This is a genomic window from Pseudarthrobacter sp. MEB009 (assembly GCF_030208875.1).
Taxonomy (GTDB): Bacteria; Actinomycetota; Actinomycetes; order Actinomycetales; family Micrococcaceae; genus Arthrobacter.
In genome coordinates this window covers 179,959-203,486 of sequence record NZ_JARVTC010000002.1, presented here as the reverse complement: position 1 = coordinate 203,486, position 23,528 = coordinate 179,959, and the positions used below count along the sequence as shown (strand labels likewise).

The window sequence follows — 23,528 nt, the reverse complement described above, 5'->3', positions numbered from 1 at the left end:
CCACGGCACCGGCGTCCTCGGCGATGCGGGCCTGTTCAACGTTGACAACGTCCATGATGACGCCGCCCTTGAGCATCTCGGCCATGCCGCGCTTCACGCGGTTGCTGCCCGTGACGCTGTTCGCGGACGAACCGGCCCCGTTGCTTACATCAGGTGTAGACACAAAAACCCCTATGGGTAGATAGATGACCTTCGCCGGGTGTGCAGGCGGCCTTCGACGCACCTGCCGGACACACGGATTGCCGGATCCATTGATCGGGCAGAGCTAATACTAGACCCACCACCGCTGGCCGGCTTAATCAGGTAACGGCTATGTTAATCGGCCGGTGAGGGTTCGGCGAAGGCCTGCCGGCGGACCGAAACCACCCGCTGGATGACTGTCACCAGGCTGGCCGCAGCGAGCAGGAGCAGCGTCACCAGCAGCACCACCGCTGGCAGGCCCAGGCCGGTGAAACCGGTCACCACCAGCACCGACACGAGGCGCTCCGCACGTTCGGCGATTCCTGTGTTCGCGGTGAAGCCCAGCGACTCGGCCTTGGCACGGGCATAGGAGACCACCATGCCCAGGACCAGGCAGACGACGGCGGCCACGGCGATTGGCGTATTCCCACCGCCGGTGAAGAACCAGACCGCCACCCCGGCAAAGAGCGCACCATCAGCCACGCGGTCCAGGGTGGAGTCCAGGAAGTTGCCCCACCGGCCCCCGGTTTCCTGCATCCTGGCCATGATGCCGTCCAGGACGTCGGAGAAAATGAAGGCGGTGATGAACAGCGTGCCCCACCAGAGCTGTCCCAGTGGATAAAACACCAGGGCACCCGCCACCACGCCCGCGGTGCCAATGACGGTTACCGCATCCGGGGAAACACCAATTCGAAGGAGCCAGCGGGCAAACGGGGTGAACAACGTGGTAAAGAACCCGCGGGCATGCCTGTTAAGCATCCGTCTCCCCGGGCCAGGCATCGGCCACCTGCTGGCGGACCTCGTCCAGCGTCTGGGTGATGGCTTTGGTCTGGGCGATGATGGGGAAGAAGTTCCCGTCGCCACCCCAGCGCGGCACAATGTGCTGGTGCAGGTGGGCGGCGATTCCCGCGCCGCCCACCACACCCTGGTTCATGCCGAGGTTAAAGCCGCCGGGGTTGGACACCTTACGCAGCACCCGCATGGCCGTCTGGGTGAGGTCGGCGAATTCCGCTGTCTCCTCAACCGTCAAATCGGTGTAGTCCGGGATGTGCCGGTACGGGCACACCAGCAGGTGGCCCGGGTTGTATGGGAAAAGGTTAAGCACCACGTAGCAGGTGCGGCCCCGGTACACAATCAGGGATTCCTGGTCGCTGCGGCCGGGACCCACACAGAACGGGCAGTCGTTCTCGCCCTTGAACTGATGCTGGCCACCCTTGATGTAGGCCATCCGGTGCGGAGTCCACAGACGCTGGAAGGCATCCGGGACACCGGCGAGGTCGAAGTCGTCCGTCACTGCGGCATCACCGGGGTACCCGGCGCCTGTGTTCTCCTGCACGGTGCTGTTCCGTTCCCTTAGCTGGTCCGGTTACGGACGGCTTCCGTGATCCGCTTGACGGCTTCCGCGACCGGCACACCGTTGTCCTGGCTTCCGTCGCGGAAGCGGAATGAGACGGCCCCGGCATCGGCGTCGTCACCGCCGGCGATGAGCACAAACGGGATCTTGTCCTTGCTGGCGGTGCGGATTTTCTTCGGGAAGCGGTCGGAGGATGTATCCACCTCGGCCCGGATACCGGCCGCCTTCAGCTGGTCGACGACGTCGAACATGTATTCGTTGAACGTTTCCGCCACGGGGATGCCCACCACCTGGACCGGCGCGAGCCAGGCCGGGAACGCGCCGGCGTAGTGTTCGGTCAGCACGCCCATAAACCGTTCGATGGAACCGAAGAGCGCCCGATGGATCATCACGGGACGCTGGCGGGTGCCGTCCGCGGCCTGGAATTCCAGTTCGAAGCGCTCCGGAAGGTTGAAGTCCAGCTGGATCGTGGACATCTGCCAGGTGCGGCCCAGCGCGTCTTTGGCCTGCACGGAGATCTTGGGGCCGTAGAAGGCTGCGCCTCCCGGATCCGGGACCAGGTCCAGCCCGGACTCCTGGGCCACCTCGGCGAGGGTCCTGGTGGCTTCTTCCCAGGTGTCGTCGTCGCCCACGTACTTGACGGGGTCCTTGGTGGACAGTTCCAGGTAGAAGTCGTTCAGGCCGTAATCCTTGAGCAGCCCAAGAACGAAGGTGAGCGTTTTGGTGAGCTCTTCCTTCATCTGTTCGCGGGTGCAGTAGATATGGGCATCGTCCTGGGTCATGCCCCGTACCCGGGTGAGGCCGTGCACCACGCCGGACTTTTCGTACCGGTACACGGAGCCGAATTCGAAGAGCCGCAGCGGCAGTTCCCGGTAGGAACGGCCGCGGGAGCGGAAAATCAGGTTGTGCATGGGGCAGTTCATCGGCTTCAGGTAATAGTCCTGGCCGGGCTTGCGCACGGTGCCGTCCTCGTTGAGTTCGGCGTCCACGTGCATGGCCGGGAACATGCCGTCCTTGTACCAGTCCAGGTGCCCGGAGACTTCATAGAGGTGGCCCTTGGTGATGTGCGGGGTGTAGACAAACTCGTAGCCGGCTTCCACATGGCGCTGGCGGGAGTAGTCCTCCATCTCCTTGCGGATGATGCCGCCCTTGGGGTGGAAGACCGGCAGGCCCGAACCCAGTTCGTCCGGGAAGGAGAACAGGTCAAGCTCGACGCCGAGCTTCCGGTGGTCGCGCCGTTCGGCTTCGGCGATGCGCTCCTGGTAGGCCTTCAGGTCGTCCTTGGTGGGCCAGGCCGTGCCGTAGATCCGCTGGAGCTGCTGGTTTTTCTGGTCACCCAGCCAGTAGGCGGAGGACGAGCGGGTCAGCGCGAACGCATTGGAAATGAGTTTGGTGTTGGGCAGGTGCGGGCCGCGGCACAGGTCGCACCAGACGGTGGTGCCTTCCTTGCGTTCAACATTGTCGTAGATGGTGATCTCGCCGGCACCCACCTCGACGTTCACGCCTTCGCCTGCGTCTGCGGCGTCGTTTTTCTTGCCCAGCAGTTCGAGTTTGTAGGGCTCGTTTTTCATGGCTTCGCGGGCTTCGTCCTCGGTGACCACACGGCGGACGAACTTTTGGTTCTGGTTGACGATCTTGAGCATCATCTTCTCGAGGGTCTTGAGGTCCTCGGGGGTGAAGGGCTCGGCCACGTCGAAGTCGAAATAGAAACCGTCCGTGATGTACGGGCCGATGCCCAGCTTGGCGTCGGGGCGCAGCTGCTGGACGGCCTGGGCCATCACGTGGGCGGTGGAGTGGCGGAGCACGTCCAGGCCGTCGGGGGAATCGATGGTGACGGCTTCGATGCTGGCACCGTTGGGGAGTTCCTGGTCCAGGTCCTTCAGGACGCCGTCGACACGGGCTACAACCACCTCGCGGCGTTCAAAAAAGAGCTCCGCACCGGTTGTCCCGGTAGTCACCTTGGTCTCTTCGCCATCGACGATGAGGGTGATCTGCTGGGCATCTGACACGGGTGTCTCCTATTCAAAGTTGTAGGCTTCATAGCTTGTGGCATACGGGGACCACAGCCAGCCACCGTCAATGCTATCGGTTCCGCGGGGGGCCACCAACGCGGCACACTCGGGCATCAGCCGCTGAATCCAGTGATGGCCAGCGTGCGGCTGATGCCGTCCAGGGGATGTTGCACGTCCGTGCCAGGCCTGTTGGGGTCCGGGAAGGGCAACGATTCCGGCTTCCCCAGGTCCCAGGCCATGCTGGCGCTCAGGCTGATTCCGCGCGGGCCCGTGCGCCGGGTGGTGCCGCGGATCAGCAGCAGCCGGGTGCCAAAAAGGAGCAGCCCTGCGTTTTCCTGCGCCTCGTGGAAAAACACCGAATCGATGCAGCCGGTGCCGTCGTCGATGCTGATGAACACCACCCGCTTGCCGCCGCGCATCGGCGGGGTCTGGGTGGCGATCCGCACGCCCGCAACCAGGACCTCCGTGCCGTTACGCAGCGACAGCAGCTTGTCTGCTGTGGTCACGCCAAGCCTGTCCAGCATGGGCCGGTGGCTGTCCATCAGGTGGCTGCTGACGTCCATGGCCATCAGGTCGAGTTCTGCCCGGACGTTTTCCACCAGGGTGGGTGCAGGCAGGCCGGGTTTGATGTTCTGCAGTTCCACATCCCCCAAGGGCAACGCAAGCTGTCCTTCCAGGACTTCGATGCCCTTCCGGGTTCCTTTGCCCTGCATCTGCTGCAGGTGGTGCACCAGGTCGGCCCGGTTGGCCGTTCCGCCGGCTTCGCGGTGCAGGAAATCGAACGCGCCAAGCTGTGCCAGCCGTTTGATGGTGGGTTTGCTGACCCGGGACCGTGCCCTCAGGTCGGCGAGGGAGTCAAAGGGCTGCCCCGCCACGATCCTTTTAAGTTCGGTGGCTGACAACCCGTAGATCCCGTTCAGGCTCAGCCGGATGCCCAGTTTCCCGGCGTCCTTTCCGGCGTCGACCCGCTCCACCCGGTATTGGGCACCGCTGCGGTTGATGTCCAAAGGCAGGATGGGAATGCCAAGGCGCCGGGCTTCCGCCACCAGCAGCCGCTTGGGATACATCCCGGGATCGTGCTCCCACAACCCTGCCAGGAAGGCCTCGGGGTGGTGGGCTTTCAGCCAGGCGGACTGGTAGGTGGGCACGGCGAAGGCCGCCCCGTGGGCCTTACAGAAGCCAAAGCTGCCGAAGGCCTTCAGCGTTCCCCAGACCTTGTCCACCACCTCCGGGGTGTAGTTGCGTTCCCTGGCCGCTTTGCGGAAGAAGGCCTCCACCAGGGGTTCTTTAGCTTCGTTACCCAGGGCACGGCGGAATTCGTCGGCTTTCGCCAACCCGCAATGGGTCATGACGTTAAAGGTCTTCAGGATCTGTTCGTGGAACACGGTGACCCCATGCGTTTCGGCGAGCACGGGTTTCAGGTCCGGATGGGGGTACACCTCCGGGGCGAACCCGTGCCGGTGCTCCAGGAACGGCCGCACCATGTCCGACTTCATGGGACCTGGCCGGAACAGTGAAATGTCGATGATGAGGTCGTTGAATTCCCGGGGCGCCATTTTGCCGATCAGCTCACGCTGGCCCGGCGATTCGATCTGGAAGCATCCCAGCGTATGGGTGCTCCTGATCAGCTCGAAGGTGGCCTCATCGTCCAGGGGAACGGCGTTCAGGTCAATGGCGCCGTCAGCGGCGATGTAGTCGGGTCCAGCCCCGTCCGGGCCTACTGGGTGGCTGCCGGCAGCCACCACCTGGGTTTTGGAGGGGTGGATGCGGATGATTTCCCGGACAGCGAAAGCCATGGCGCTTTGCATCCGGACCCCCAGGACATCAAGTTTGAGCATGCCCATGGGGTCCATGTCGTGCTTGTCGAACTGGCTCATGGGAAGGCCCAGCCCACTGGGTTGGACAGGGGTGCGGTCCAGCAGGGTGGCATCCCCCAGGATCACTCCGCAGGGGTGCATGGAGATGTGCCGCGGCAGCCGGTCCAGGCGTTCCGTCAGGTCAACCAGGAGGTCCAGCTGCTGGTTTCCGTCCGTGTCCCGCTGTTCAACCCGGCCTGCGAACTGGCGCAGTTCGGGTTTCTCCTGCAGCGCTTCCCGGAATTTCCGGGCGGAGAAACGCCACAGCTGTTTGGCGATTTCGCCCACTTCGCCATCGTCCATTCCCAAGGCCAAGCCGGCGTCCCGGACGGCGCCCCTGGCCCGGTATCCGTTCTGCATGCTCATGAGGGTGACCCGTTCCGAGCCGAACCGTTTGAAGATCCGGTGGTAGACGTTGTGCCGTTCAGCGCTTTCGACGTCGATGTCAATGTCCGGGAGGGTGGCGCGGTCCCGGGACAGGAAGCGTTCAAAGATGAGATCGTGCTGGAGCGGGTTCACCTGGCTCACATCGATCAGGTAGTTGACCAGGCTCGAGGCCCCGGACCCGCGCGCAGCGGCCCGGACCCCCATGTCCTGGATCATCCGGGAGACCTCCGCCACGGTGAGGAAATAGGCGGAGAAGCCGAGGTTGCTGATGATGACCAGCTCGTGCTCCAGCCGGGTTTTCATCTCGGCCTCCTGGCTGCCGGCAATGCCGGGGAACCGTCGGGTAATTCCGGCCTCGCAGCGTTGGACCAGTTCGGTATGCGGGTGCTGGCTGATGCCAAGGACCGAGGCCTCAGGGACCACCGGTTGCTTCCATCCCATGTCGGTGTGCGGATCCATCCGGCACCGATCGGCGAGCGCCTCGGTTTGTGCCATCAGCTGTGTGAGGTCCGCTGTCCCGAAGCCCGCGGCGGCAATGACTTCCTTGCCCAGGCGGAGCATCTGCTCCCCCGTTTTGAGCCAACCCTGGCCTGTGGGTTGCAGGATGGGTTCAGCCGCCAGCTCGGGGAGGGATTTGAGGGTCCGGGCAGAGTCCAGCACATCAGCGGTGGGTGCACCGTCAGCGCCGCAGTAACGCACCGCGTTGGTCAGGATGGCCGGGACGTGGTGTTCCTCCGCGAGCCTGAGCATCCGCACGGCATGTGCTGTGCTGAGGGGCATGCCCGGGGTGCTGAGCTGGGTGACAATCTCGGTAACCACAGTTCCGGCCGGCATGGCGTCGAGCCAGGCTTTGAAGAGTGTGCGGGGCCGGAGGTACCGCCTGCCGCCCATGGCCCGTCCCACATCCGAGTCGGGACCGATCAGTACAGTCAGGACGGGTTTGAGGGTCAATGGGTCCAGGGTGCGTGAAGCCAGTTCCGCCCGGGTGACGGCGACAGGAACCGCTCCCCCGGCTTTTCCGGACGTGCGGGCATGGGCGTCCGAGACAAGCCGGCACAGGGCCCGGTACCCGGCGCCGTTATTGTGGCCCCGGGCCAGGACCACCACCCGTCCCGCCACCTGGGTGCGGTGTTCGCCGTCGTCATCAAAGACGGCGAGGTCCACCCCCACGATGGCATCCAGGCCTTCAGCCATGCATGCCCTGAGGTGCTTGATGGTTCCGTAGAGCCCGTCCCGGTCGGTGCAGGCGAGCGCGGTGGCCCCGTCAGCCTTGGCAGCCTGTGCCAGTTCCTCCGGCCATGACACCCCGTAGTGGGCACTGAAGGCGGTGGAAACGTGTAAATGCGTAAAGCTCATGCTGTTTTGGGACCCGAGGTGTCGTTGAGGCGCAGGGCATCGTGGATACGGAGGAGCCGCCATCGGCCACTGGCGGCGTGCCGGGTGAGGTCGAGGGTGAGCGGTTCCATTGGAACAGGAGTGCTTTTCCCGGCGGGCGGGACGGGAACCACCTGGATCCGCCAGATTTCGTGATCCACCATCCCCGGCCCGCTGCCCAACGGGACGCGGCTTTCCTCAGCCCACCACTGGCGGCGTTCATACCAGCGGACTGATTCGGCGCAGACGGAATAGGAGCGTCCGGACCACAGGACGCTTTCCGGCTGGCCGTCCGCCGAGCAGGCTACGTCCACGGATTCGCTGAACAAGCCCATGGTGCCTCCTGACCCGCAGATTGGTTTTATTCGAATATGTGTTCGAATAATCCAATCCTACGCTCCCCCATGGCCAAAACATAGGCAGGGTGGACGGACCGGGCGGCAGGGAGCAGGATGGTGCCATGAGCACCCATGACGCACTCCTCAAGCAGGTCAGCATCGAAGCCCAGGACGCCACTTTGGTGGCCACTTTCGAGGTGGAGGGCAATATCCCGGGTTCCGGCGCCTATGTGGTGGGGCTGGTGGCGGCCAGTCCTGACTACTCTTCCCAGCGGCGGCTGGGCATTGAATTCATGAACGGCGAACCCATCGCGTTCTACTCGTTCAGCCATGAGCAGGGCACTGAGGAGAACTACGACCTGGCCGGGGTGTCCCATTCAGGCAGCAGCATTACCGGCAACTTCCCCATGGCTGCGGTCCACGGCCTGGGCAAAGGCCACGTGATGTCCGCCTTCAGCGACGCTGACGGGCGCGAATTCCAATCGGGGGTTCCGGTCCGGGAGGCACTCTGATATATGCCGCAGTCCACCCCGTTGCGCTATCACTAATGGTCCCCAAAAGCCGATTTGGGGACCATAAGTGATAGGACAACGCGAGGGGTGAGGCAGGCAGGTGAAGCGAGCAGCTGACCGGAAGGGTCAGCTGCTTTCCTTGTGGACACGCATTTCGAGTTCGATGAACCCGGAAATCATGGCGCGGTACGTGGACTCAACGATGTCCGGATCGATGTCCTTGCGTTCCGCTGCGGTACGGACGTGCTCGATGATCCGTTCAACGCGGCCCGGCGCCCGGACCTCCGCGTCATCACCCTTCAACGTTCCGGCGATGCGGATCAGCCGTTCGCGGCGGGCGATGAGGGTGACAATCTGGTCATCCACTTCGTCTACGGCAATCCGGACGGCAGCGAGCTGTTCCTTGTCGGCGAGGGCATCCCGGTCGTTTCCTTGAATTGTTGCCATGCTCCGAGGGTACCCAAGCATCCCCTCGGGAGTCGACTTCCCCCACGGATCAGGCGCAGCCGGGTAACGCCGCACGTATGACAAAAACCCCCACCCCACCAGCAGGTATATTCTCCGTATGCATCTCCACGACGCAATCCCGTGGAGGTAAAAATATTGGGGGGAAGCAATGAGAATATTCCGGCGTGTCATCATGCCCATCGCCTGGCTGGTGGTTTTTGCAGTCATTGCCGTGGCATTGGTGAAGATCGCATTCGTGGACGGGCTCAGGGCAGAACCTGCCCTCGCCGGTCCTGCCGCCACCATCGCCACACCGGTGTTCCAGGCAAGCCGCACCACCGTCACAAACCGGGTGGAAGTCGAAGCGACAGTCCAGAGCGACGCCGCGGCCGATGTCCGCAACACGGTCGCAGGCACCGTCAACCACGTGTTCCTCGAACCCGGCGCACCCGTACGCAACGGCGACCCGCTGTTCCAGGTGCGCAGCGAGGTGCAGCCGGAGGCAGGAACTGCGCCGGCAGCCGCCGCACCGGCCGGGGGAAACGCGGAGCAGGATTCTGCACCGGCGATGCCGTCCGCCGCGAAGCCCACGTACACCTACACCAACGTGCTGGCTGCTTCCACCGGGGTGCTGAAGACCCTCACCGTCCTCATCGACCAGCAGGTCAGTGTGGGCGAGGTTGCGGGCACCGTGGATCCGGGCACTTTCACCGTCAGCGGCACCGTCGATGCTGCCCAGCAGTACCGGCTGCTGGCCAAACCAGGTTCAGCGGAGATCAGCGTCATTGGCGGTCCCGCCCCCTTCAGCTGCGCCGACCCTGTCCTGACCAGCATCGCCGCTGCGTCCGAGGGGTCCGGCTCCGGTGGCACCGCAGGGGTTGCCCGCTCCGTTGCCGCAGCCATCATGCCGGTGCCGGGTAACGGGGCGCCCGCGGCCGGGGGTGCCGCCACCGGCCGGCTGAGCTGCCCTGTTCCTGCGGACATCACCGTTTTCGCCGGGCTCGGCGCCACCATGACGGTCACAGCCGGCGAATCCGTGAACGTCATCGCCGTCCCGTTGACGGCCGTCCGGGGAACTGTCGCTGATGGCGTCGTCTGGATGGCCGCCCCGGCCCCCGAAGGTGCGGCAAACGGTGCTGCCGACGCAACTTCAACCGGCGCCGACGCCGCAGCACCGCCCGCAGCCGAACCGGAACAACGCACCGTAAAGCTGGGGCTCAACGACGGCGCCATGGTGGAGGTGGTCTCCGGTCTGGCCGAAGGCGACGCCATCCTGGAGTTCGTCCCCGGCGCACCCGGCCAGCCCGACGCCGGCAATCCCGGCGCTTACCCCATGGGCGGCTGAGCGTGGCTGAAGAACTGATTGACCTGGCCGGCGTCACCCGTTCGGTGTTGCTTCCGGACGATCAGGAGCTGCACATCCTCCGTGGGATCACCCTGAGCATCTGCAGCGGTGACCACACGGCCATCATCGGCCGCTCCGGCTGCGGAAAATCAACGCTGCTGAACCTGCTGGGGTTGCTGGACCTGCCTACTGCCGGTGAGCTGACGTTTATGGGCGTCCCGGCCCGGCAACTCAGCGGCAATGCCCGGGCCAGGCTGCGCGGCAGCTCCGTTGGCTTTGTGTTCCAGCAATTCAATCTCCTTCCCGGCCGAAGTGCCCTGGAGAACGTGGTCACCCCGTTGATGTACGCTACGGGCCGGGATTTCTGGAAACGCAGGGAACTGGCCATGGACATGCTGGACCGGGTGGGCCTGTCCCACCGCGCCGGCACCCATCCCGCCCTTTTGTCCGGCGGTGAGCAGCAGCGCGTGGCGATTGCCCGGGCGCTGGTCCGGCGGCCGCGGCTGATCCTCGCCGACGAACCGACGGGGGCGCTCGACGTCGATACCGGCCAGGCGGTCATGGCGCTCCTTGACACCGTGGCGACGGAGTCGGGTGCGGCTTTGGTGACCATCACCCACGACGTTAACGTCGCGGCGCTGGCCAGGTCCTGCTACCGCCTCGACCAGGGCGTCCTGTCCGCCCTTTCCGTCCCTGCGGCGGCAACGGCATGACCGGCGTTGTCTCTGCCCTGCTGGAAGCCTGGCAGGAGCTTCGAATCAACAAAACCCGCATCCTGCTGGCCCTGGTGGGGGTGGCGCTTTCCGTTGCGGCCCTGACATCGGTGGTGGGCGTGGGCAACCTGGCACGGGAGGGCCTGACGGCGAATTCCGAGCGGAACGGCGGCCGCTCCGCCACGTTGGGTGTTGGGGTGTACGGCCCCACGGCTCCGGACGCGGCGACGCTCACCGCCGCCTACCAGGGCATCGTGGCCCGGTACGGAATCGATTACTACACCTCGGTGGACCAGGCCGAAAACGGCTTCCAGTTCCCCACCGGAGTGCGCAGGGTCCAGTTGCAGGTGGTGGACCCCGGGTACGGAACCATCCACCGCCTCACCTTGGAACAGGGCGGCTGGTTCACTGCGGGGGACGAAACCCGCCTGGCGCCGGCCGTGGTGGTCAATGAGGCGTTCTACAACCTGGCCGGCAGGCCCAACCTCACCACCAACCCCGGCGTGGGAATCCTGGGCGCGGGCCCGGCGACGGCCGTCATCATCGGCGTGGTCCCGGACGACTGGGAGCAGGCACCGCCGTCGGCCTTCATCCTTAGTGCAGCCGCTGCCGCCGCGGACATCCCGCTCAGCGGGTCCGGGCAGTTCAAGTTCTGGGTGGGCCAGGAGCAGGCTGAGCCGTTGAAGGCCGCCATCGCCTCCGATCTTCAGGCGCAGTTCCCCGGCATGCATATCCAGGTGGACAGGGCGGACTACGCCAGCCAGGGCGACCCGTTTGCCGTGGTCCAGCTTGCCGTGGGCGGCATCGCCGGCCTGGTCCTCCTGCTGGGGGCCGTGGGGATGCTCAATATCTCCATGGTCACGGTCCGCTACCGGGTTCGGGAAATCGGCATCCGGCGCAGCTTCGGAGCCAGTTCGCACCGCATTTTTGTGGGCGTCATGATGGAGTCCGTGGTGGCCACGGCCTTTGCGGGCGTGCTGGGCGTGATGGTGGCGGTGGCCGTGGTCAAAAACCCCTGGGTGGAAAAGACCATAGCGCCCGGGCTGAGCACCTATCCGCCGTTCCCGGTGGACGCCGCACTGCTGGGCCTGGGCTCAGCCGTCCTGGTGGGGGCCCTTGCGGGAGCGGTTCCGGCGCTGGTGGCCGTGCGCGTCAAAGTCATTGACGCCATCCGCTTCTAGCCTAAAAGAGCGCTTCAACGGGCCGGATCAGTTCCGGCCCGTTGTTGCGGACATTGCCCACGGCGGTCCCCACGGAGTCGACCTGCCAGTCCGCCGCCACATCCACGACGCCGGCCCGCACCAGGTCCACGAGCCCTGCGGCGTCGGTGGCGTCCGGCTCCAGCCAGGCGTCCATGGTTTCGGCGCTCATGGGCAGCGGCACCCTGTCGTGCAGCGCCGTCAGCTTCCCGAACACCGTGGACTCGCTGCCGGGAGGCGGCGTGTCAGCGGTCAGGATGGAGGTGGTGAGCAGCCACTGGCCCGGCTCCCCCGCCGGAACGGACGGATCCTTCCACCATTCATACAGTCCGGCGAACACCAGGCCCCTGCCCTCGCCAGGGTGGACGTAGTACGGCTGCTTGGCCTTGCCCGTGCCCTGCTTCCACTCGTAGTACCCGTCGGCGGGGACAGCGCAGCGGCGCGATTTGACCGCCTTGCGGAACGCGGGCTTTTCCAGCACGGTTTCGCTGCGGGCGTTGATCATCCGGGAGCCGATGCCGGGGTCCTTGGCCCAGGACGGCACCAGGCCCCAGCGCGCCACATGCAGCTGGCGCACCTGCCGGGGCGCCGCATCATCGTCCTTGATGCGGTCCAGGACAATGGGGACGGCGTCGGTGGGCGCAACATTCCACGACGGCGGGATGCTCACCTCATCCTCCAGCTCGGCGTCGAACTCCGCCAGCAGGTCCCCCACTGCCCGTGCCATCACATAGCGTCCACACATTGGACCAGCATGCCATCGGGGGCTGCCGGTGTCATCCTGCACCGGAGCCGGCCGGATCCCCTGGGGAATATGCTGGAACGCGCTGCCGTTGACGGGAGCAGGACCCTGACAGAGGCCACAACACAACGCTTAGGAGAATTCCTTGGACTTCACCCCCGAATCCGGCACGATCACCATGTTCTCCACCACCTGGTGCGGCTACTGCAACCGGCTCAAGAAGCAACTGGACGCGCAGGGCATCGGCTACACCGAAATCAACATCGAGGAAGTGGACGGCACCGCCGAACTCGTCGAACAGCTCAACGGCGGGAACCGGACGGTCCCCACGGTCCTGTTCCCGGACGGCACCGCGGCCACCAACCCTTCCGCGGCGGAGGTCCGGACCCGCCTGGCGGCCTGAACGCACCCCGGCGGCCGGGCGCACCGGCCTCATGTGATAGACAGAACGGGACCAACATCAACGTGTTGGTCCCGTTCTGTCTATCTGCGTTAAGGGAGCCTTCCGTGGTCCATAAAGTCAAAGGTGTCGTTGCCCGCTCCAAGGGTGCGCCGGTAACCCTGGAAACCGTCCTGGTCCCCGATCCCGGCCCCGGCGAGGCACTGGTGGACATCATCACCAGCGGCGTGTGCCACACGGACCTGCACTACAAGCAGGGCGGGATCAGCGATGACTTCCCGTTCCTGCTGGGCCACGAAGCCACCGGTGTGGTCAGCGCCGTTGGAGCCGGCGTCACCGAGGTGGCTCCCGGGGACAAAGTGGTGCTGAACTGGCGCGCTGTCTGCGGCGAGTGCCGGGCCTGCGCCAAGGGCCAGCCGCAGTACTGCTTCAACACCGCCAACGCCACCCAGAAAATGACTCTCGAGGACGGCACCGAGCTTTCCCCGGCCCTGGGAATCGGCGCCTTCATCGAAAAGACCCTCGTGGCTGCCGGGCAGTGCACCAAAATTGACCCCGCCGCCGACGCGGCCGCTGCCGGCCTGCTCGGCTGCGGCGTGATGGCGGGGATCGGCGCGGCCATCAACACCGGCGGCGTCAAGCGCGGGGACACCGTGGCCGTGATCGGCTGCGGCGGCGTGGGCGTGGCCGCCATCGCCGGCGCTGCGCTCGCAGGCGCCACCACCATCATCGCGGTGGACATCGACGCCAAAAAGCTCGAACGCGCCAAGGACCTGGGCGCCACCCATATTGTTGACTCCTCGGCAGGCGACCCCGTGGAACAGATCCGTGAACTGACCGGCGGCTTCGGCGCGGACGTGGTGATTGACGCCGTCGGCCGTCCCGAGACCTACAAGCAGGCGTTCTATGCCCGCGACCTGGCCGGCACCGTGGTCCTGGTGGGCGTCCCCACCCCGGAGATGACCCTGGAGCTGCCCCTCCTGGACGTGTTCGGCCGCGGCGGATCGCTGAAGTCCTCCTGGTACGGCGACTGCCTGCCGTCCCGCGACTTCCCCATGCTCATCAGCCTGTACCTGCAGGGAAAGCTGGACCTGGACGCGTTCGTCACGGAACGGATCAGCATTGACCAGGTCGAGGAAGCCTTCGACAAGATGCACTCCGGCTCCGTCCTGCGCTCGGTGGTGGAACTGTGACCGCGCGGATCGACCGGCTGGTCACCTCCGGGACGTTTTCGCTCGACGGCGGCACCTGGGACGTCGACAACAACGTCTGGATCGTCGGCGACGAGGCAGAATGCGTGGTCATCGACCCGGCCCACGACGCCGCGGCCATCGCCGCTGCCGTGGCCGGCCGGAACCTCAAGGCCATCCTCCTGACCCACGGGCACGATGATCACATCGCCGCCGTCGGCGCCCTGCGGGACCTGGTCCCGGCACCCGTCCATCTTCATCCCGAGGACCTGATGCTGTGGCAGGCCGTCTACCCGGGCACCGAGCCGGAGCACAGCATCAGCCACGGCGAAGTCTTCACCGTGGCCGGACTGGAGCTGAAGGCGCTGCACACGCCGGGACACTCACCGGGGTCCGTATCCTTCCACCTGGCGGACGGCCCGGCCGGCGAGAGCACCGTTTTCACCGGCGACACCCTGTTCCAGGGCGGACCGGGTGCCACGGGCCGGTCCTACAGCGACTTTCCCACCATCATCGATTCCATCCGCCGGGAGCTGCTGACCCTGCCGGCCGGAACGGTGGTCCGCACCGGACACGGCGACACCACCACCATCGGGGTGGAAGCCCCGAACCTGGACGAGTGGATCGCCCGCGGCCACTAAGCCGTAACCCCGCGGGTCACGCCCCCAGGCTGCTGAAAGGCGCCTCGGCCAAGGTGGCGTGGCCCGCGTAGGTGGCCAACAGGGCCGCCTGGACGGCGTCCACATCCAGGCCGGGCACCAGGTCGTCCGCAGCGCCCGCCGTGGCGGGGTCCCAGGCCAGGCCCAGCGCGGCGTAGCTGTCCGTGAGGACTCTCCGGATGGGTGCCGAGTTTTCCACCACAATCACCGAGCTGAAAAGCCAGCCGCCCGCCACCACGCGCTGCGCGGTGCCCACCAGTTTGACCTTGCGCGTTTCGTCCACGGGGTCCGTGCCGTGCACGCTGTACTCGCCCGGGCAGTATTCGCCGGGGATTTCCCCCACGGCGGCCTGTACGCCGGCGCGGCGCAGGGCCGCGGCGAAGAGCTCCCCGAAGTGGCTGAACCGGGCCTTTGACCCTGCCACGGCGTCCCGCTCCGGCTCAATGTGGTCCACCACCAGGGTGCCCTGGTGGTAGGCTGCGGCCCGGCCGCCGGCCCTGCGGACCAGGGGTTCGAAGCCGTTGTCCCGGCACGCCTGCATGGCCGCGTCAAAACCCGGCAGGCGGGTGTCACGCTGGCCGAAGGCCACGGTGGGCGCGGGCCGGTAGAGCCTCAGGGTGGGGCCGATGTCCCCCGTTTTCGCGCGCGCCAGCAGTTCCAGGCCGAACTCCAGGTCCCGGGCAGCGCCCAGGGAGGCCTCCTGCCGCACCACGGTGAGGGTGCGGGGTCCCGGGACGGTGTTCGCCATGTTGCTAAGCTCCCTTATGGTTATCTTGCAATTCCTCGTTGTGGCCGCCGCGTTCGCAGTGATCGACGCCGTGTGGCTTAAGGTCATGAACCCGTTTTACCGCAGCCACATTGGTGAGCTGCTGGCGGACAAGCCCAACCTAGGGTACGCCGTGGCCTTTTACGTCCTGTACATTGCCGGCATCGTGTTTTTTGCGCTCCGGCCAACGCTCGACGGCGGCAGCTGGCTGATGGCCCTGGGCTACGGCGCCGCGCTGGGTGCGTTCGCCTATGTCACCTATGACCTCACCAACGCCTCGACCCTGAAGGTCTGGCCCCTGCAGCTGATCATCGTGGATGTCATCTGGGGTGCGGTCCTGACTGGCCTGTCCACCCTGGTGGGCTGGCTGGTGTTCCACACCCGGGCATAGCGAACCATGGACATCAAACGCGTTCGCTGGTTAATGGTCCTGCTGGCCGCGGCCGCGGGTGGCGTCAACTTCCTCCTCAAAATCCTGTCCGGAGACACACCGGGGGATGCTGCCATCGGCACCGCGATTTATGTCGTCCTGATGGGCTCAGCTGTGGCACTCCTGCTCCGGAACCGGGGCAAAACGCTGCGCCGGCTCGCCGACAGCGGACAGGTTGAGTGCCACCTCCGCTGTCCTGAAGCGCCGGACGGCGACCGATACCGGAAGTGGAACTTCGGCCTGGTCCTGGCTTCGCCGGGTGTGCTGACGTTCCAGCCGGTCCTGGGTAAAACCACCATCGCCAGGGGCGCTGCGTTTGACCTCAAGGTGCAAGAGGTGTCCGGTTCCAGGTCAGCACCCACCGCCTGGGACAAGTTCAATCAGCTGGGACGCAAGACACTGGTCCTGCCCCTTGATACCGCTGACGGAACCGTCGAAGTTGCGGGCAGCGCCGCCACCCTGGACAAACTGGAAAGCAGGTTATTTGAGCAGTCCGCCGAAAACCTGCTGACCTGACAGGATCACCCGCGGCGCCCCACCCAGAGGCCATGCAGCAGGGGCAGCGCGGAGACCAGCATCAGGAGGTTGCCCAGCCCAGGGTCCCCGCCGCGGACCACCGCCCCGGCGATCAGCAGGGCGCCGAAGACCAGGACCGAAGCGACCCGTCGTGCGCCGCGGTTGAGCAGCGCCACCTGGCGTTCCAGCCGGGGGTTGCCCACGGCGAGCGAGCCTTCCTCGGCCCTGGTGATAAGGCCGTCGAGCCGCCTGGGGAGTCCGATCGCCAGGCCCGCCACGTCCAGCACCTGCCGGCCCGCGTCCTGGATGAGGTTACCGCGCTCGTCGCGCAGCAGGCGGGCCGCGTAGGGCTCCACGGAGTCCCACAGGTTGAACCGCGGGTCGAGGGAGCTGCAGACCCCGGAGGTCAGGGACATGGCCCTGATGATCAGGAGGAAGTTCTCCGGCAGCTGGAACGGCAGCGACCGCATCACGTCGCCGAATTCAACCGCGAAGTCCCGGAACTCGCGGGGATCCACTTCCCGCAGTTCGGCGAAGCCCATGCCGCCGAACCGGGCGAAGAGCTGCGTCATGGCCCGTTCCAGCTCCTGGGTGTCGGCGGACGGGATCAGCACCCCCACGTCGCTGATCGCCGCCACCAGGCCCTTGCCGTCGCGGGAAGCGGCAGCGATGAGCAGCTTCCGCAGGCCGCTGCGGGTCCCGGCCGTGACCTCGCCCATCATGCCGAAGTCGATGAAGGTCAGTTTCCAGGCCGGTTCCCCGGGCCTGGCAGGAACGGGCGTGACGAAGATGTTGCCCGGGTGCGGGTCGGCATGGAAGTAACCGTTGGTGAAGAGCTGGTCGAACATCACGGCAGCAAAAACCGGCGCCACGTCCACCGGGTCGATGCCCGCAGCCCGCAGTGCCTCCACGTCGGTGATCTTGATGGCCGTGACGTCCTCGAGGGTGAGCACCCGGCGGGTGCACCGCTCCCAAACGACGGCGGGAACCGCCACCCGGACATCGCCGGCGAAATCGGCGGCGAAGCGCTCCGAGCCGGCCGCCTCGTGCAGGTAGTCGATCTCCTCGAAGCTCGTTTGCGCGAATTCCTCCACCAGCGCGGGCATGTCCACCCGGTCGGAGACAAGGAGGAAATGGCTGAGCCAGCCGCCCACCCTGCGCAGGGCGGCCATGTCGACGTCGACAATCGCGTCGATGCCCGGCCGCTGGACCTTGACCACTACGTTCTCCAGCCCGGTGTCGGCGGCGTCAGCGGGGAGGAGCCGGGCGCGGTGCGCCTGGCCCAGCGATGCTGCGGCGATGGGCGTCTCCTCCACCCAGGCAAAACGCTGGCTGAACGGCGCGCCGAGCTCCGCTTCGGCAAGGGCCCGGATGGCGGCGAACGACACCGGGGGCACCTCGTCCTGGAGGCCTTCGAGTTCTGTGGTGATTTCAGGCGGGAGTACATCCAGCCTGGACGAGAGGAACTGGCCCACCTTGATCATCAGGCCGCCGAGGTCAACGGCGAGGTCGTGGAAGCGCCGGGCAAACCTGAGCATCCGTGCGGTCCGGGTCCGCTCGGCGATCCGGACCAGCCCGACGCGCGGGAGGAACAGTTCGAACCACCAGGTCACCGCCAGGTGCCACGCGGCAAAGCGCAGGATCCTGCGGTAGCGTGCTCGGGTATTTCCTGCCCCGGACACCGGATCAGCCCGGTCCCGGCGGGCCGACGCCACCCCCATCAATCCTGGGCGAGGATCGAATAGATCCGCCGGCGGGCGTCTTCAAGGACCTTGACGGCCTGCTGCACCTGTTCTGCGGAACCTGTCCGGCCCACCTGCGCGGTTGCCTGCGCCAGCTCCACGCCGGCCTTGGGGAGCGAGGCGAACCCCGGGCCCGTTGCGGCGCCGGCTTCCTCCCAGGGCGCTGAAGCGTGGGAGTCCGCAGCTTCCTCGCGGCCGGCTTCGGTCAGGGAGTAGATTTTGCGGCCGTTGGACTCTTCGGCCCGGATGGATCCCTCGTCCGCCAGCAACTGCAGTGCGGGGTAGACGGACCCGGCGCTCGGTTTCCAGCTGCCGCCGCTGCGCTCTTCGATTTCACGGATGATCTGGTAGCCGTGCATGGGTCGTTCCGCCAGCAGGGCAAGCACCGCCGCGCGGACTTCGCCCTTGCCGGCTCGGGTGCCGGCGCGCTTTTCGAAACGGGACCGCAACTCCTCCACGGCCTGCCACATGCCCTCCATGTTGTTGCTGCCGCCGAATCCGCCTGCCGGATATGAACCACGCATGATGATCTCCTTTGCAATGCCGAACGATATACAACGATACTCAACGATACACCCGGGAGCTGGCCGCCCGACCGGCCCGGTTGTCAGGTTTTACGGAGCGTCAGGATCTGTTCGGCGCGGCCAAACGGGCCCTGGCTGTCGTGCAGGACCGTGGACGTGAGGCCGATCCCGTCCCGTCCGAACGACACCGCATTATCCAGCCCCAGCCACTCGCCTTCCGGCCGCCGGTACATGTGGATCTGCAGGTCAACGTTGGGGAACGCGTAGCTGTCCTTGCCCGGCGGAACCCTGGCCGCGATGCCGTTGGCGGTGTCCACCAGGCCCATCAGCCGTGCCAGGTCACCGGCGCCCGGACCATCGGTCAGCGGGTGCGGGGTCCGGAGCCAGACCTTGCCGGCCCCGGGCCGGTGCCCACCAGCCACCCGCATCTCCAGCGATGCGATGTAACCGCCGGGCCAGACGGCAGCACCGTTAAACGGTTCGCAGTCCCCCGGGCCCGGTATGGCGGGATCCTCGACGGCGGCCACGGCCTCCGTGTCGCTGGTGGCCAGGCGCCAGGCGGTGGCCCGGATGGCGATCCTGCCGCCGGCCACGAGTTCGGCCTGCACCAGCTCGATGGTCTTTCCCGGCCGCAGGGTGGTGGCCTCGACGTGGAATTCGCCGCCGGGGATCAGGCCGAGGATCTCGTAGCTGAGCCGCGCCATCCGGAGGTCGGGGCGGGGGTGGTGGTTTTCAAGGACGTGGGCCAACAGCCCGGAGGCGGGCGCCATGTGTTGCTCGTGCTCGTTCCAGGCGCCCTGGGCGTGCAGGGTGGAGCGGAACCGGCCGCCTCCGAGGTCCTGGTAATAGAAGTCGCCTTCGGCCAGCTGGGTCGATTCTGCAGTCAACGGGAACCTTCCGGGGTGTTTGAGGAGTCCGCCAACTCTATCTGCCGGGCGGCGTACGCCCGGCGGCGAAACGGCCCGGGCAAGGTTGCGGCGAAATGGGAGAGCCAGGTGGGAAGCTACTGGGTAGACTCAGGAACCGGTCCTGTTCGCAACCCTCTGAAGAGGTGTTCCATGCGCGTCATCAGCTACAACCTCCGCAAGCACAAGGCGAGCGGTGAACTCCTTGCCCTGGCCCATAACCACGACATCGATGCGCTGTGCCTCCAGGAAGTTGATTCCTCGGATCTGCCCGACACCCTGGGCCCGCTGCGCCTGGCGGACTCCACCAAGGGCAACCGCCTGGGCCTCGCCATTTACTACCGCACCGGCCGGTTCACGGCGTTGGACACACAGTCCTTCGCCCTGAAGAAGTCGATGCATGACCGGGTCCTTGCCCCGGCCCACGAGCGGCTGATCGGAACCCGGGTGGTGGACAACGAGACCCAGCATGAGCTGGTTATCGGCTCGTTCCACGCGGCGCCACTGACGGCGTCGAATTCGCTGCGCCGCAAGCAGATCCATGCCGCGCACGCGGAACTGCTCAGCATGGGCAAAGGCCTGATGACCCTGATGGTGGGCGACTTCAACTACCCATTTTTCACCAAAAACCTTGACATCCACATGAAGAACTCGGGATACGCGCTGTCGCTGAGCAACCGGCGCACCTATACCCGATACAAGGTTTTTAAGGGCCACTTCGATTTCGCCACCTCGCTGGGCCTGGACATCGCCAGCGTCGAGACGCTGCCGCGCGGCAACTCGGACCATCTCCCCATCCTGGTCAACGCAGAATACGGCCCCGACTACTAAGCGCCAGGCCGTGACGGCAGGCGTTCCCGGAGGCCCGGCCAGGCCGCAGCGAAGCCGGGGTGGAGTTCCTTGTTCTCCACCCCGGCCACCGGCACCCACTGGAGTTCAATGCTCTCGGGATCGCTGATGACGGGGTCGAACGGTTCGCGGACCAGGACCACAACGGTGGTGTAGGCCCAGTAGTCCAGGTCCAGCACCGAAGTGAACAGCACGTCCACCCCGTCGGCAGGCACCGCGGCTTCCTCATTCGCTTCGCGGAGGGCGCCGGTCACGGGGTCTTCGTGCTGGTGCAGCGCGCCGCCCGGCAGGCCCCAGGTGCCGCCGTTGTGGCTCCAGATGGCGCGGTGCTGCAGCAGGACACCTTTGGCGGGGTCGAAGGCCAGAACACCTGCCGCGCCGAACCTGCCCCAGAAGCGGCCCCGGCCGCCTTCCACCCAGGCGTCCCCGGGGTCGCGGGGGCCGGTACGGACGGGAGGCGTGGTGGACGTTCCGGCAGCAGTGAAGTGATCCATGGCACCAGTCTGTCAGGATGTCACTCATGCCGCTAAAACTGCTTTTGATCGCCGACACCCACGTACCCAAGCGGGCCAGGGAGCTCCCCGCCCAGGTGTGGGACGCCGTCGACAACGCCGATGTGGTGTTCCACGCCGGCGACTGGGTGGCCGCATCACTCCTGGACCAGCTGGAGCTGCGGAGCAGGCTCCTGGTGGGCGTCCACGGCAACAACGACGGGGCAGACCTGCGGCACCGCCTGCCGGAGACGGCCAGCCTCACCCTGGAAGGCGTTCGGTTTGCCATGGTCCACGAGACCGGCCAGGCGAAGGGCCGGGAGCTGCGCTGCGAGGCGGCGTATCCGGAGGCGGACGTCCTGGTGTTCGGCCACAGCCATATTCCGTGGGACACCACCGCGCCCAAAGGACTGCGGTTGCTCAACCCGGGCTCCCCCACGGACCGGCGGCGGCAGCCGTCCTGCACCTACATAACGGCGGTGGCCGACGCCGGCCGCCTGGGGAACGTGGAACTGGTCAACATGGTCAGGCCGCAGACCGCCCGGTAAGCAGTTCCAGGCTCGACGCGGAGACGGCCAGCTCCAGCATGCCCCTTCCCGTGTGGAGGGTAATGGCCTTCCCGCCGGGAAAAGCCAGCCAGGGAGCCTTCACCAAAGGTCCGGCCGGCCGGGGGTCCGGAAATACTTCCACGCGGCCTGCGACGGAGCCGCTGAACCCTTCCTTGGCCTGGAACAGCAGCCGGCCACGTTCCACCTTCGCGTATCCGAAGGCCCACTTGCCCGGCGCCGACGCGTCCGCTGCGCGCTGGGCGCATTCGAAAATCCCCTGCCGGGCGTCGCTGGCGATCCGCTTCCGTTTGACCGGCCGGAAGAGCAGTTCGACCAGCATCGTCGCCGCACCGCCTGCCAGGACAACCATTGCCAGGGCAGGCCAGAACCCGATGCTTTCCTGCAGGGGGAACACTGCCAAGGCCACCACCGCGATCAGCAGGTAGCCATCCAGGTTGGCGTCGTGCAGTTTTTCCGGCCAGCCCCTGGGTGTGGGGGCCAGATCCTTTTGGGGCAACGGTGCGCGCCTTCCTGCCGATGGTCCGGACGGCAGCAAGTGCCGGGTGGGGCCAGTCTACGGCGCCGGGTTGGCAGCAGGGGCAGTTCGAGCCTAGGCTTGGAATGTAAGCATGCTTAGCTTTTAGCATCAGAACATCCAGCGGGAACCACCGCGTCCCCGGCAACAGGAGGAACCAGATGGCAGACCAGTACACGTTCCGCAATCCAGTGACAGCCTACGAACGGATTTCCCCGCCGAAGCAACACCAGCCCGAACCAGGCCTGGATGCTGAACTTACGCCCACGGCCGATCTGGGCGAGGACAGCTACCGCGGATCCGGGCGGCTGGAGGGCCGGAAGGCAATCGTCACCGGGGCTGACTCGGGCATCGGCGCTGCCACGGCCATCGCGTTCGCCCGCGAAGGCGCTGATGTGGTGCTCTCTTACCTGCCCGAAGAGGAAGAGGACGCCGCGAGGATCGCCGGCATCATCAAGGCGGCGGGCCGGAAAGCCGTGCAGGCCCCCGGCGACCTGAAGGACGCTGGCACCTGCCGCGCCCTGGTGGAAACGGCGCTGGCGGAGCTTGGGGGCCTGGACATCCTGGTCAACAATGCCGGCAAGCAGGTGGCACAGGAGGAGTTCACGGACATTTCCGACGAACAGTTCGACCACACGCTCAAGACCAACGTTTACGCCATGTTCTGGCTGACCAAGGCGGCAGTCCCGCACCTGCCGGCAGGTGCCACCATCATCAACACCACGTCCATCCAGGCCTACAGCCCCTCGCCCACCCTGGTGGACTACGCCACCACCAAGGCAAGCATCAACAACTTCACCAAGGGTTTGGCCCAGCAGCTTGCCCCGAAGGGCATCCGCGTCAACGCCGTGGCGCCGGGTCCCATCTGGACTCCGCTGCAGGTCAGCAGCGGACAGCCCAAGGAGGAACTGCCGGAGTTTGGCCAGTCCACGCCGTTGGGCCGGGCGGGCCAGCCTGCGGAACTGGCGCCGGCCTACGTGTTCCTGGCCTCCGCCGAATCCAGTTACGTGGTGGGCGAAACCCTCAACGTCAACGGCGGCAGCCCCACCCCCTAGGCTCAGGTGCCGGCAAGCCCGGCCAACAGTGAGTCCGTGGCCGCGTCGGGTACCCCGTCGAAGAACTGGTCCAGGACAGCCTGGAACAGGGCTTCACCGGGGTCTGCCCGGAGGAACAGGGTCATGGCGGACTTTAGCTTGCGTGCATCGATGCTCCCCAGGATGCTGACGGCCGACCGGCCGGGTTGGTCCATCAGGGCGGCTGTGCATTCGAGCAGGCGGGGGCCCAAGAGCCCGTGCCGCAGGTAGGCGCGCGCCTCAGCCAGTGAGTTGATGGCGTACCTGCGGGAGGTGGGGCTCTGGCCCAGGCCGGCGATCTGGGGAAACACGAACCACATCCAATGGCCGGTTTTGCTGCCTGCGCGGAGTTGGGCGAGTGCGTCGTCGTAAACCCCGCCCTCCTGGGCAGTCACGAACCGTTCAAGGTCCCGGGATGCGTTCACGGACATGTCTCCTTAT

Annotated in this window: 26 protein-coding genes and 1 pseudogene; 12 read left to right on the top strand and 15 right to left on the bottom strand. The window is 66.2% G+C overall.

All coding sequences use genetic code 11. The features are described from left to right. The 6 genes and pseudogenes from QRN07_RS01145 to QRN07_RS01120 form a co-directional block, all read right to left on the bottom strand. Positions 1 to 163 (bottom strand): annotated as a pseudogene (locus QRN07_RS01145) (pyridoxal 5'-phosphate synthase lyase subunit PdxS); the annotation flags it as partial. A 152-nt stretch (positions 164 to 315) separates the two neighbouring features. Further along, on the bottom strand, positions 316 to 939 hold the full coding sequence (gene pgsA, locus QRN07_RS01140; protein ID WP_285240172.1) for a phosphatidylinositol phosphate synthase: 624 nt from the start codon (positions 937 to 939) through the stop codon (positions 316 to 318). Next, positions 932 to 1,516, bottom strand: a complete 585-nt coding sequence (locus tag QRN07_RS01135; RefSeq protein ID WP_050684430.1) for an HIT family protein — start codon at positions 1,514 to 1,516, stop codon at positions 932 to 934. The genes pgsA and QRN07_RS01135 overlap by 8 nt, the downstream gene beginning before the upstream one ends. Before the next feature lie 17 nt (positions 1,517 to 1,533). Next, positions 1,534 to 3,543, bottom strand: coding sequence for a threonine--tRNA ligase (gene thrS / locus QRN07_RS01130; protein WP_056601091.1), 2,010 nt, complete (start codon positions 3,541 to 3,543; stop codon positions 1,534 to 1,536). 116 nt (positions 3,544 to 3,659) lie between these two features. Then, positions 3,660 to 7,145, bottom strand: a complete 3,486-nt coding sequence (locus QRN07_RS01125; protein ID WP_285240171.1) for a DNA polymerase III subunit alpha — start codon at positions 7,143 to 7,145, stop codon at positions 3,660 to 3,662. Further along, the gene (locus QRN07_RS01120; protein ID WP_050684427.1) at positions 7,142 to 7,498 is read right to left on the bottom strand and encodes a DUF6504 family protein; all 357 of its coding nucleotides are present in this window, start codon (positions 7,496 to 7,498) and stop codon (positions 7,142 to 7,144) included. Before QRN07_RS01120 ends, QRN07_RS01125 begins: the two co-directional genes overlap by 4 nt. Positions 7,499 to 7,623: 125 nt before the next feature. Between QRN07_RS01120 and QRN07_RS01115 the strand changes: the two genes are divergently transcribed. Further along, a complete protein-coding gene (locus QRN07_RS01115) occupies positions 7,624 to 8,013 on the top strand; it encodes a hypothetical protein (protein ID WP_050684426.1) in 390 nt (129 codons plus the stop codon). A gap of 126 nt (positions 8,014 to 8,139) precedes the next feature. Here QRN07_RS01115 and QRN07_RS01110 read toward each other — a convergent pair whose 3' ends face one another. Beyond that, positions 8,140 to 8,460 (bottom strand): chorismate mutase, encoded by a 321-nt coding sequence (locus QRN07_RS01110; RefSeq protein ID WP_050684425.1) that lies wholly within the window; start codon positions 8,458 to 8,460, stop codon positions 8,140 to 8,142. 193 nt (positions 8,461 to 8,653) lie between these two features. Here QRN07_RS01110 and QRN07_RS01105 point away from each other — a divergent pair, with 193 nt between their 5' ends. Genes QRN07_RS01105 through QRN07_RS01095 form a run of 3 tightly spaced genes read left to right on the top strand, consistent with a single transcriptional unit; the run spans position 8,654 to position 11,699 of the window. Next, positions 8,654 to 9,805, top strand: a complete 1,152-nt coding sequence (locus QRN07_RS01105; protein ID WP_285240170.1) for an efflux RND transporter periplasmic adaptor subunit — start codon at positions 8,654 to 8,656, stop codon at positions 9,803 to 9,805. Positions 9,806 to 9,807: 2 nt separating this feature from the next. Continuing rightward, a complete protein-coding gene (locus QRN07_RS01100; RefSeq protein WP_231686005.1) occupies positions 9,808 to 10,518 on the top strand; it encodes an ABC transporter ATP-binding protein in 711 nt (236 codons plus the stop codon). Further along, the gene (locus QRN07_RS01095) at positions 10,515 to 11,699 is read left to right on the top strand and encodes an ABC transporter permease (RefSeq protein ID WP_285240169.1); all 1,185 of its coding nucleotides are present in this window, start codon (positions 10,515 to 10,517) and stop codon (positions 11,697 to 11,699) included. Before QRN07_RS01100 ends, QRN07_RS01095 begins: the two co-directional genes overlap by 4 nt. A gap of 1 nt (position 11,700) precedes the next feature. On the opposite strand, the gene QRN07_RS01090 is transcribed toward QRN07_RS01095, so the two are convergent. Then, positions 11,701 to 12,462 (bottom strand): SOS response-associated peptidase, encoded by a 762-nt coding sequence (locus tag QRN07_RS01090; RefSeq protein ID WP_082178192.1) that lies wholly within the window; start codon positions 12,460 to 12,462, stop codon positions 11,701 to 11,703. Positions 12,463 to 12,604: 142 nt separating this feature from the next. Between QRN07_RS01090 and QRN07_RS01085 the strand changes: the two genes are divergently transcribed. The 3 genes from QRN07_RS01085 (at position 12,605) to QRN07_RS01075 (ending at position 14,690) form a co-directional block, all read left to right on the top strand. After that, positions 12,605 to 12,862, top strand: a complete 258-nt coding sequence (locus QRN07_RS01085; RefSeq protein WP_050684421.1) for a mycoredoxin — start codon at positions 12,605 to 12,607, stop codon at positions 12,860 to 12,862. A gap of 104 nt (positions 12,863 to 12,966) precedes the next feature. Further along, a complete protein-coding gene (locus QRN07_RS01080) occupies positions 12,967 to 14,052 on the top strand; it encodes an S-(hydroxymethyl)mycothiol dehydrogenase (RefSeq protein ID WP_285240168.1) in 1,086 nt (361 codons plus the stop codon). Further along, positions 14,049 to 14,690: an MBL fold metallo-hydrolase gene (locus QRN07_RS01075; protein ID WP_285240167.1), complete on the top strand. Its 642-nt coding sequence runs from the start codon at positions 14,049 to 14,051 to the stop codon at positions 14,688 to 14,690. Before QRN07_RS01080 ends, QRN07_RS01075 begins: the two co-directional genes overlap by 4 nt. Positions 14,691 to 14,706: 16 nt before the next feature. On the opposite strand, the gene QRN07_RS01070 is transcribed toward QRN07_RS01075, so the two are convergent. Continuing rightward, complete coding sequence (locus tag QRN07_RS01070) at positions 14,707 to 15,456, bottom strand: lipoate--protein ligase family protein (RefSeq protein ID WP_285240166.1); 750 nt, start codon at positions 15,454 to 15,456, stop codon at positions 14,707 to 14,709. A 16-nt stretch (positions 15,457 to 15,472) separates the two neighbouring features. Between QRN07_RS01070 and QRN07_RS01065 the strand changes: the two genes are divergently transcribed. Beyond that, the gene (locus QRN07_RS01065; protein WP_050687957.1) at positions 15,473 to 15,865 is read left to right on the top strand and encodes a DUF2177 family protein; all 393 of its coding nucleotides are present in this window, start codon (positions 15,473 to 15,475) and stop codon (positions 15,863 to 15,865) included. Between the two features lie 6 nt (positions 15,866 to 15,871). Then, a complete protein-coding gene (locus QRN07_RS01060) occupies positions 15,872 to 16,420 on the top strand; it encodes a hypothetical protein (protein WP_285240165.1) in 549 nt (182 codons plus the stop codon). Between the two features lie 5 nt (positions 16,421 to 16,425). On the opposite strand, the gene QRN07_RS01055 is transcribed toward QRN07_RS01060, so the two are convergent. The 3 genes from QRN07_RS01055 to QRN07_RS01045 all read right to left on the bottom strand — a co-directional run bounded on the left by QRN07_RS01055 (position 16,426) and on the right by QRN07_RS01045 (position 19,573). After that, on the bottom strand, positions 16,426 to 18,141 hold the full coding sequence (locus QRN07_RS01055; protein ID WP_285240164.1) for an ABC1 kinase family protein: 1,716 nt from the start codon (positions 18,139 to 18,141) through the stop codon (positions 16,426 to 16,428). Then, positions 18,141 to 18,686, bottom strand: coding sequence for a PadR family transcriptional regulator (locus QRN07_RS01050; RefSeq protein WP_285240163.1), 546 nt, complete (start codon positions 18,684 to 18,686; stop codon positions 18,141 to 18,143). Before QRN07_RS01050 ends, QRN07_RS01055 begins: the two co-directional genes overlap by 1 nt. Positions 18,687 to 18,769: 83 nt before the next feature. Continuing rightward, positions 18,770 to 19,573: a thioesterase family protein gene (locus QRN07_RS01045; protein ID WP_285240162.1), complete on the bottom strand. Its 804-nt coding sequence runs from the start codon at positions 19,571 to 19,573 to the stop codon at positions 18,770 to 18,772. A 171-nt stretch (positions 19,574 to 19,744) separates the two neighbouring features. Here QRN07_RS01045 and QRN07_RS01040 point away from each other — a divergent pair, with 171 nt between their 5' ends. After that, on the top strand, positions 19,745 to 20,422 hold the full coding sequence (locus tag QRN07_RS01040) for an endonuclease/exonuclease/phosphatase family protein (RefSeq protein ID WP_050687962.1): 678 nt from the start codon (positions 19,745 to 19,747) through the stop codon (positions 20,420 to 20,422). On the opposite strand, the gene QRN07_RS01035 is transcribed toward QRN07_RS01040, so the two are convergent. After that, on the bottom strand, positions 20,419 to 20,934 hold the full coding sequence (locus QRN07_RS01035; protein WP_056601081.1) for an NUDIX domain-containing protein: 516 nt from the start codon (positions 20,932 to 20,934) through the stop codon (positions 20,419 to 20,421). The two genes, QRN07_RS01040 and QRN07_RS01035, sit on opposite strands and share 4 nt — an antisense overlap. A 26-nt stretch (positions 20,935 to 20,960) precedes the next feature. Here QRN07_RS01035 and QRN07_RS01030 point away from each other — a divergent pair, with 26 nt between their 5' ends. Further along, positions 20,961 to 21,479, top strand: coding sequence for a metallophosphoesterase family protein (locus QRN07_RS01030; RefSeq protein ID WP_285240161.1), 519 nt, complete (start codon positions 20,961 to 20,963; stop codon positions 21,477 to 21,479). Here the strand turns inward: QRN07_RS01030 and QRN07_RS01025 are convergent. Then, positions 21,457 to 21,996, bottom strand: coding sequence for a hypothetical protein (locus QRN07_RS01025; protein WP_285240160.1), 540 nt, complete (start codon positions 21,994 to 21,996; stop codon positions 21,457 to 21,459). The two genes, QRN07_RS01030 and QRN07_RS01025, sit on opposite strands and share 23 nt — an antisense overlap. 179 nt (positions 21,997 to 22,175) lie before the next feature. Here QRN07_RS01025 and QRN07_RS01020 point away from each other — a divergent pair, with 179 nt between their 5' ends. After that, on the top strand, positions 22,176 to 23,069 hold the full coding sequence (locus tag QRN07_RS01020; RefSeq protein WP_050687966.1) for a glucose 1-dehydrogenase: 894 nt from the start codon (positions 22,176 to 22,178) through the stop codon (positions 23,067 to 23,069). Positions 23,070 to 23,071: 2 nt separating this feature from the next. Here QRN07_RS01020 and QRN07_RS01015 read toward each other — a convergent pair whose 3' ends face one another. Next, complete coding sequence (locus QRN07_RS01015; protein WP_502934770.1) at positions 23,072 to 23,518, bottom strand: DUF1810 domain-containing protein; 447 nt, start codon at positions 23,516 to 23,518, stop codon at positions 23,072 to 23,074. Between the last annotated feature and the right edge of the window lie 10 nt (positions 23,519 to 23,528).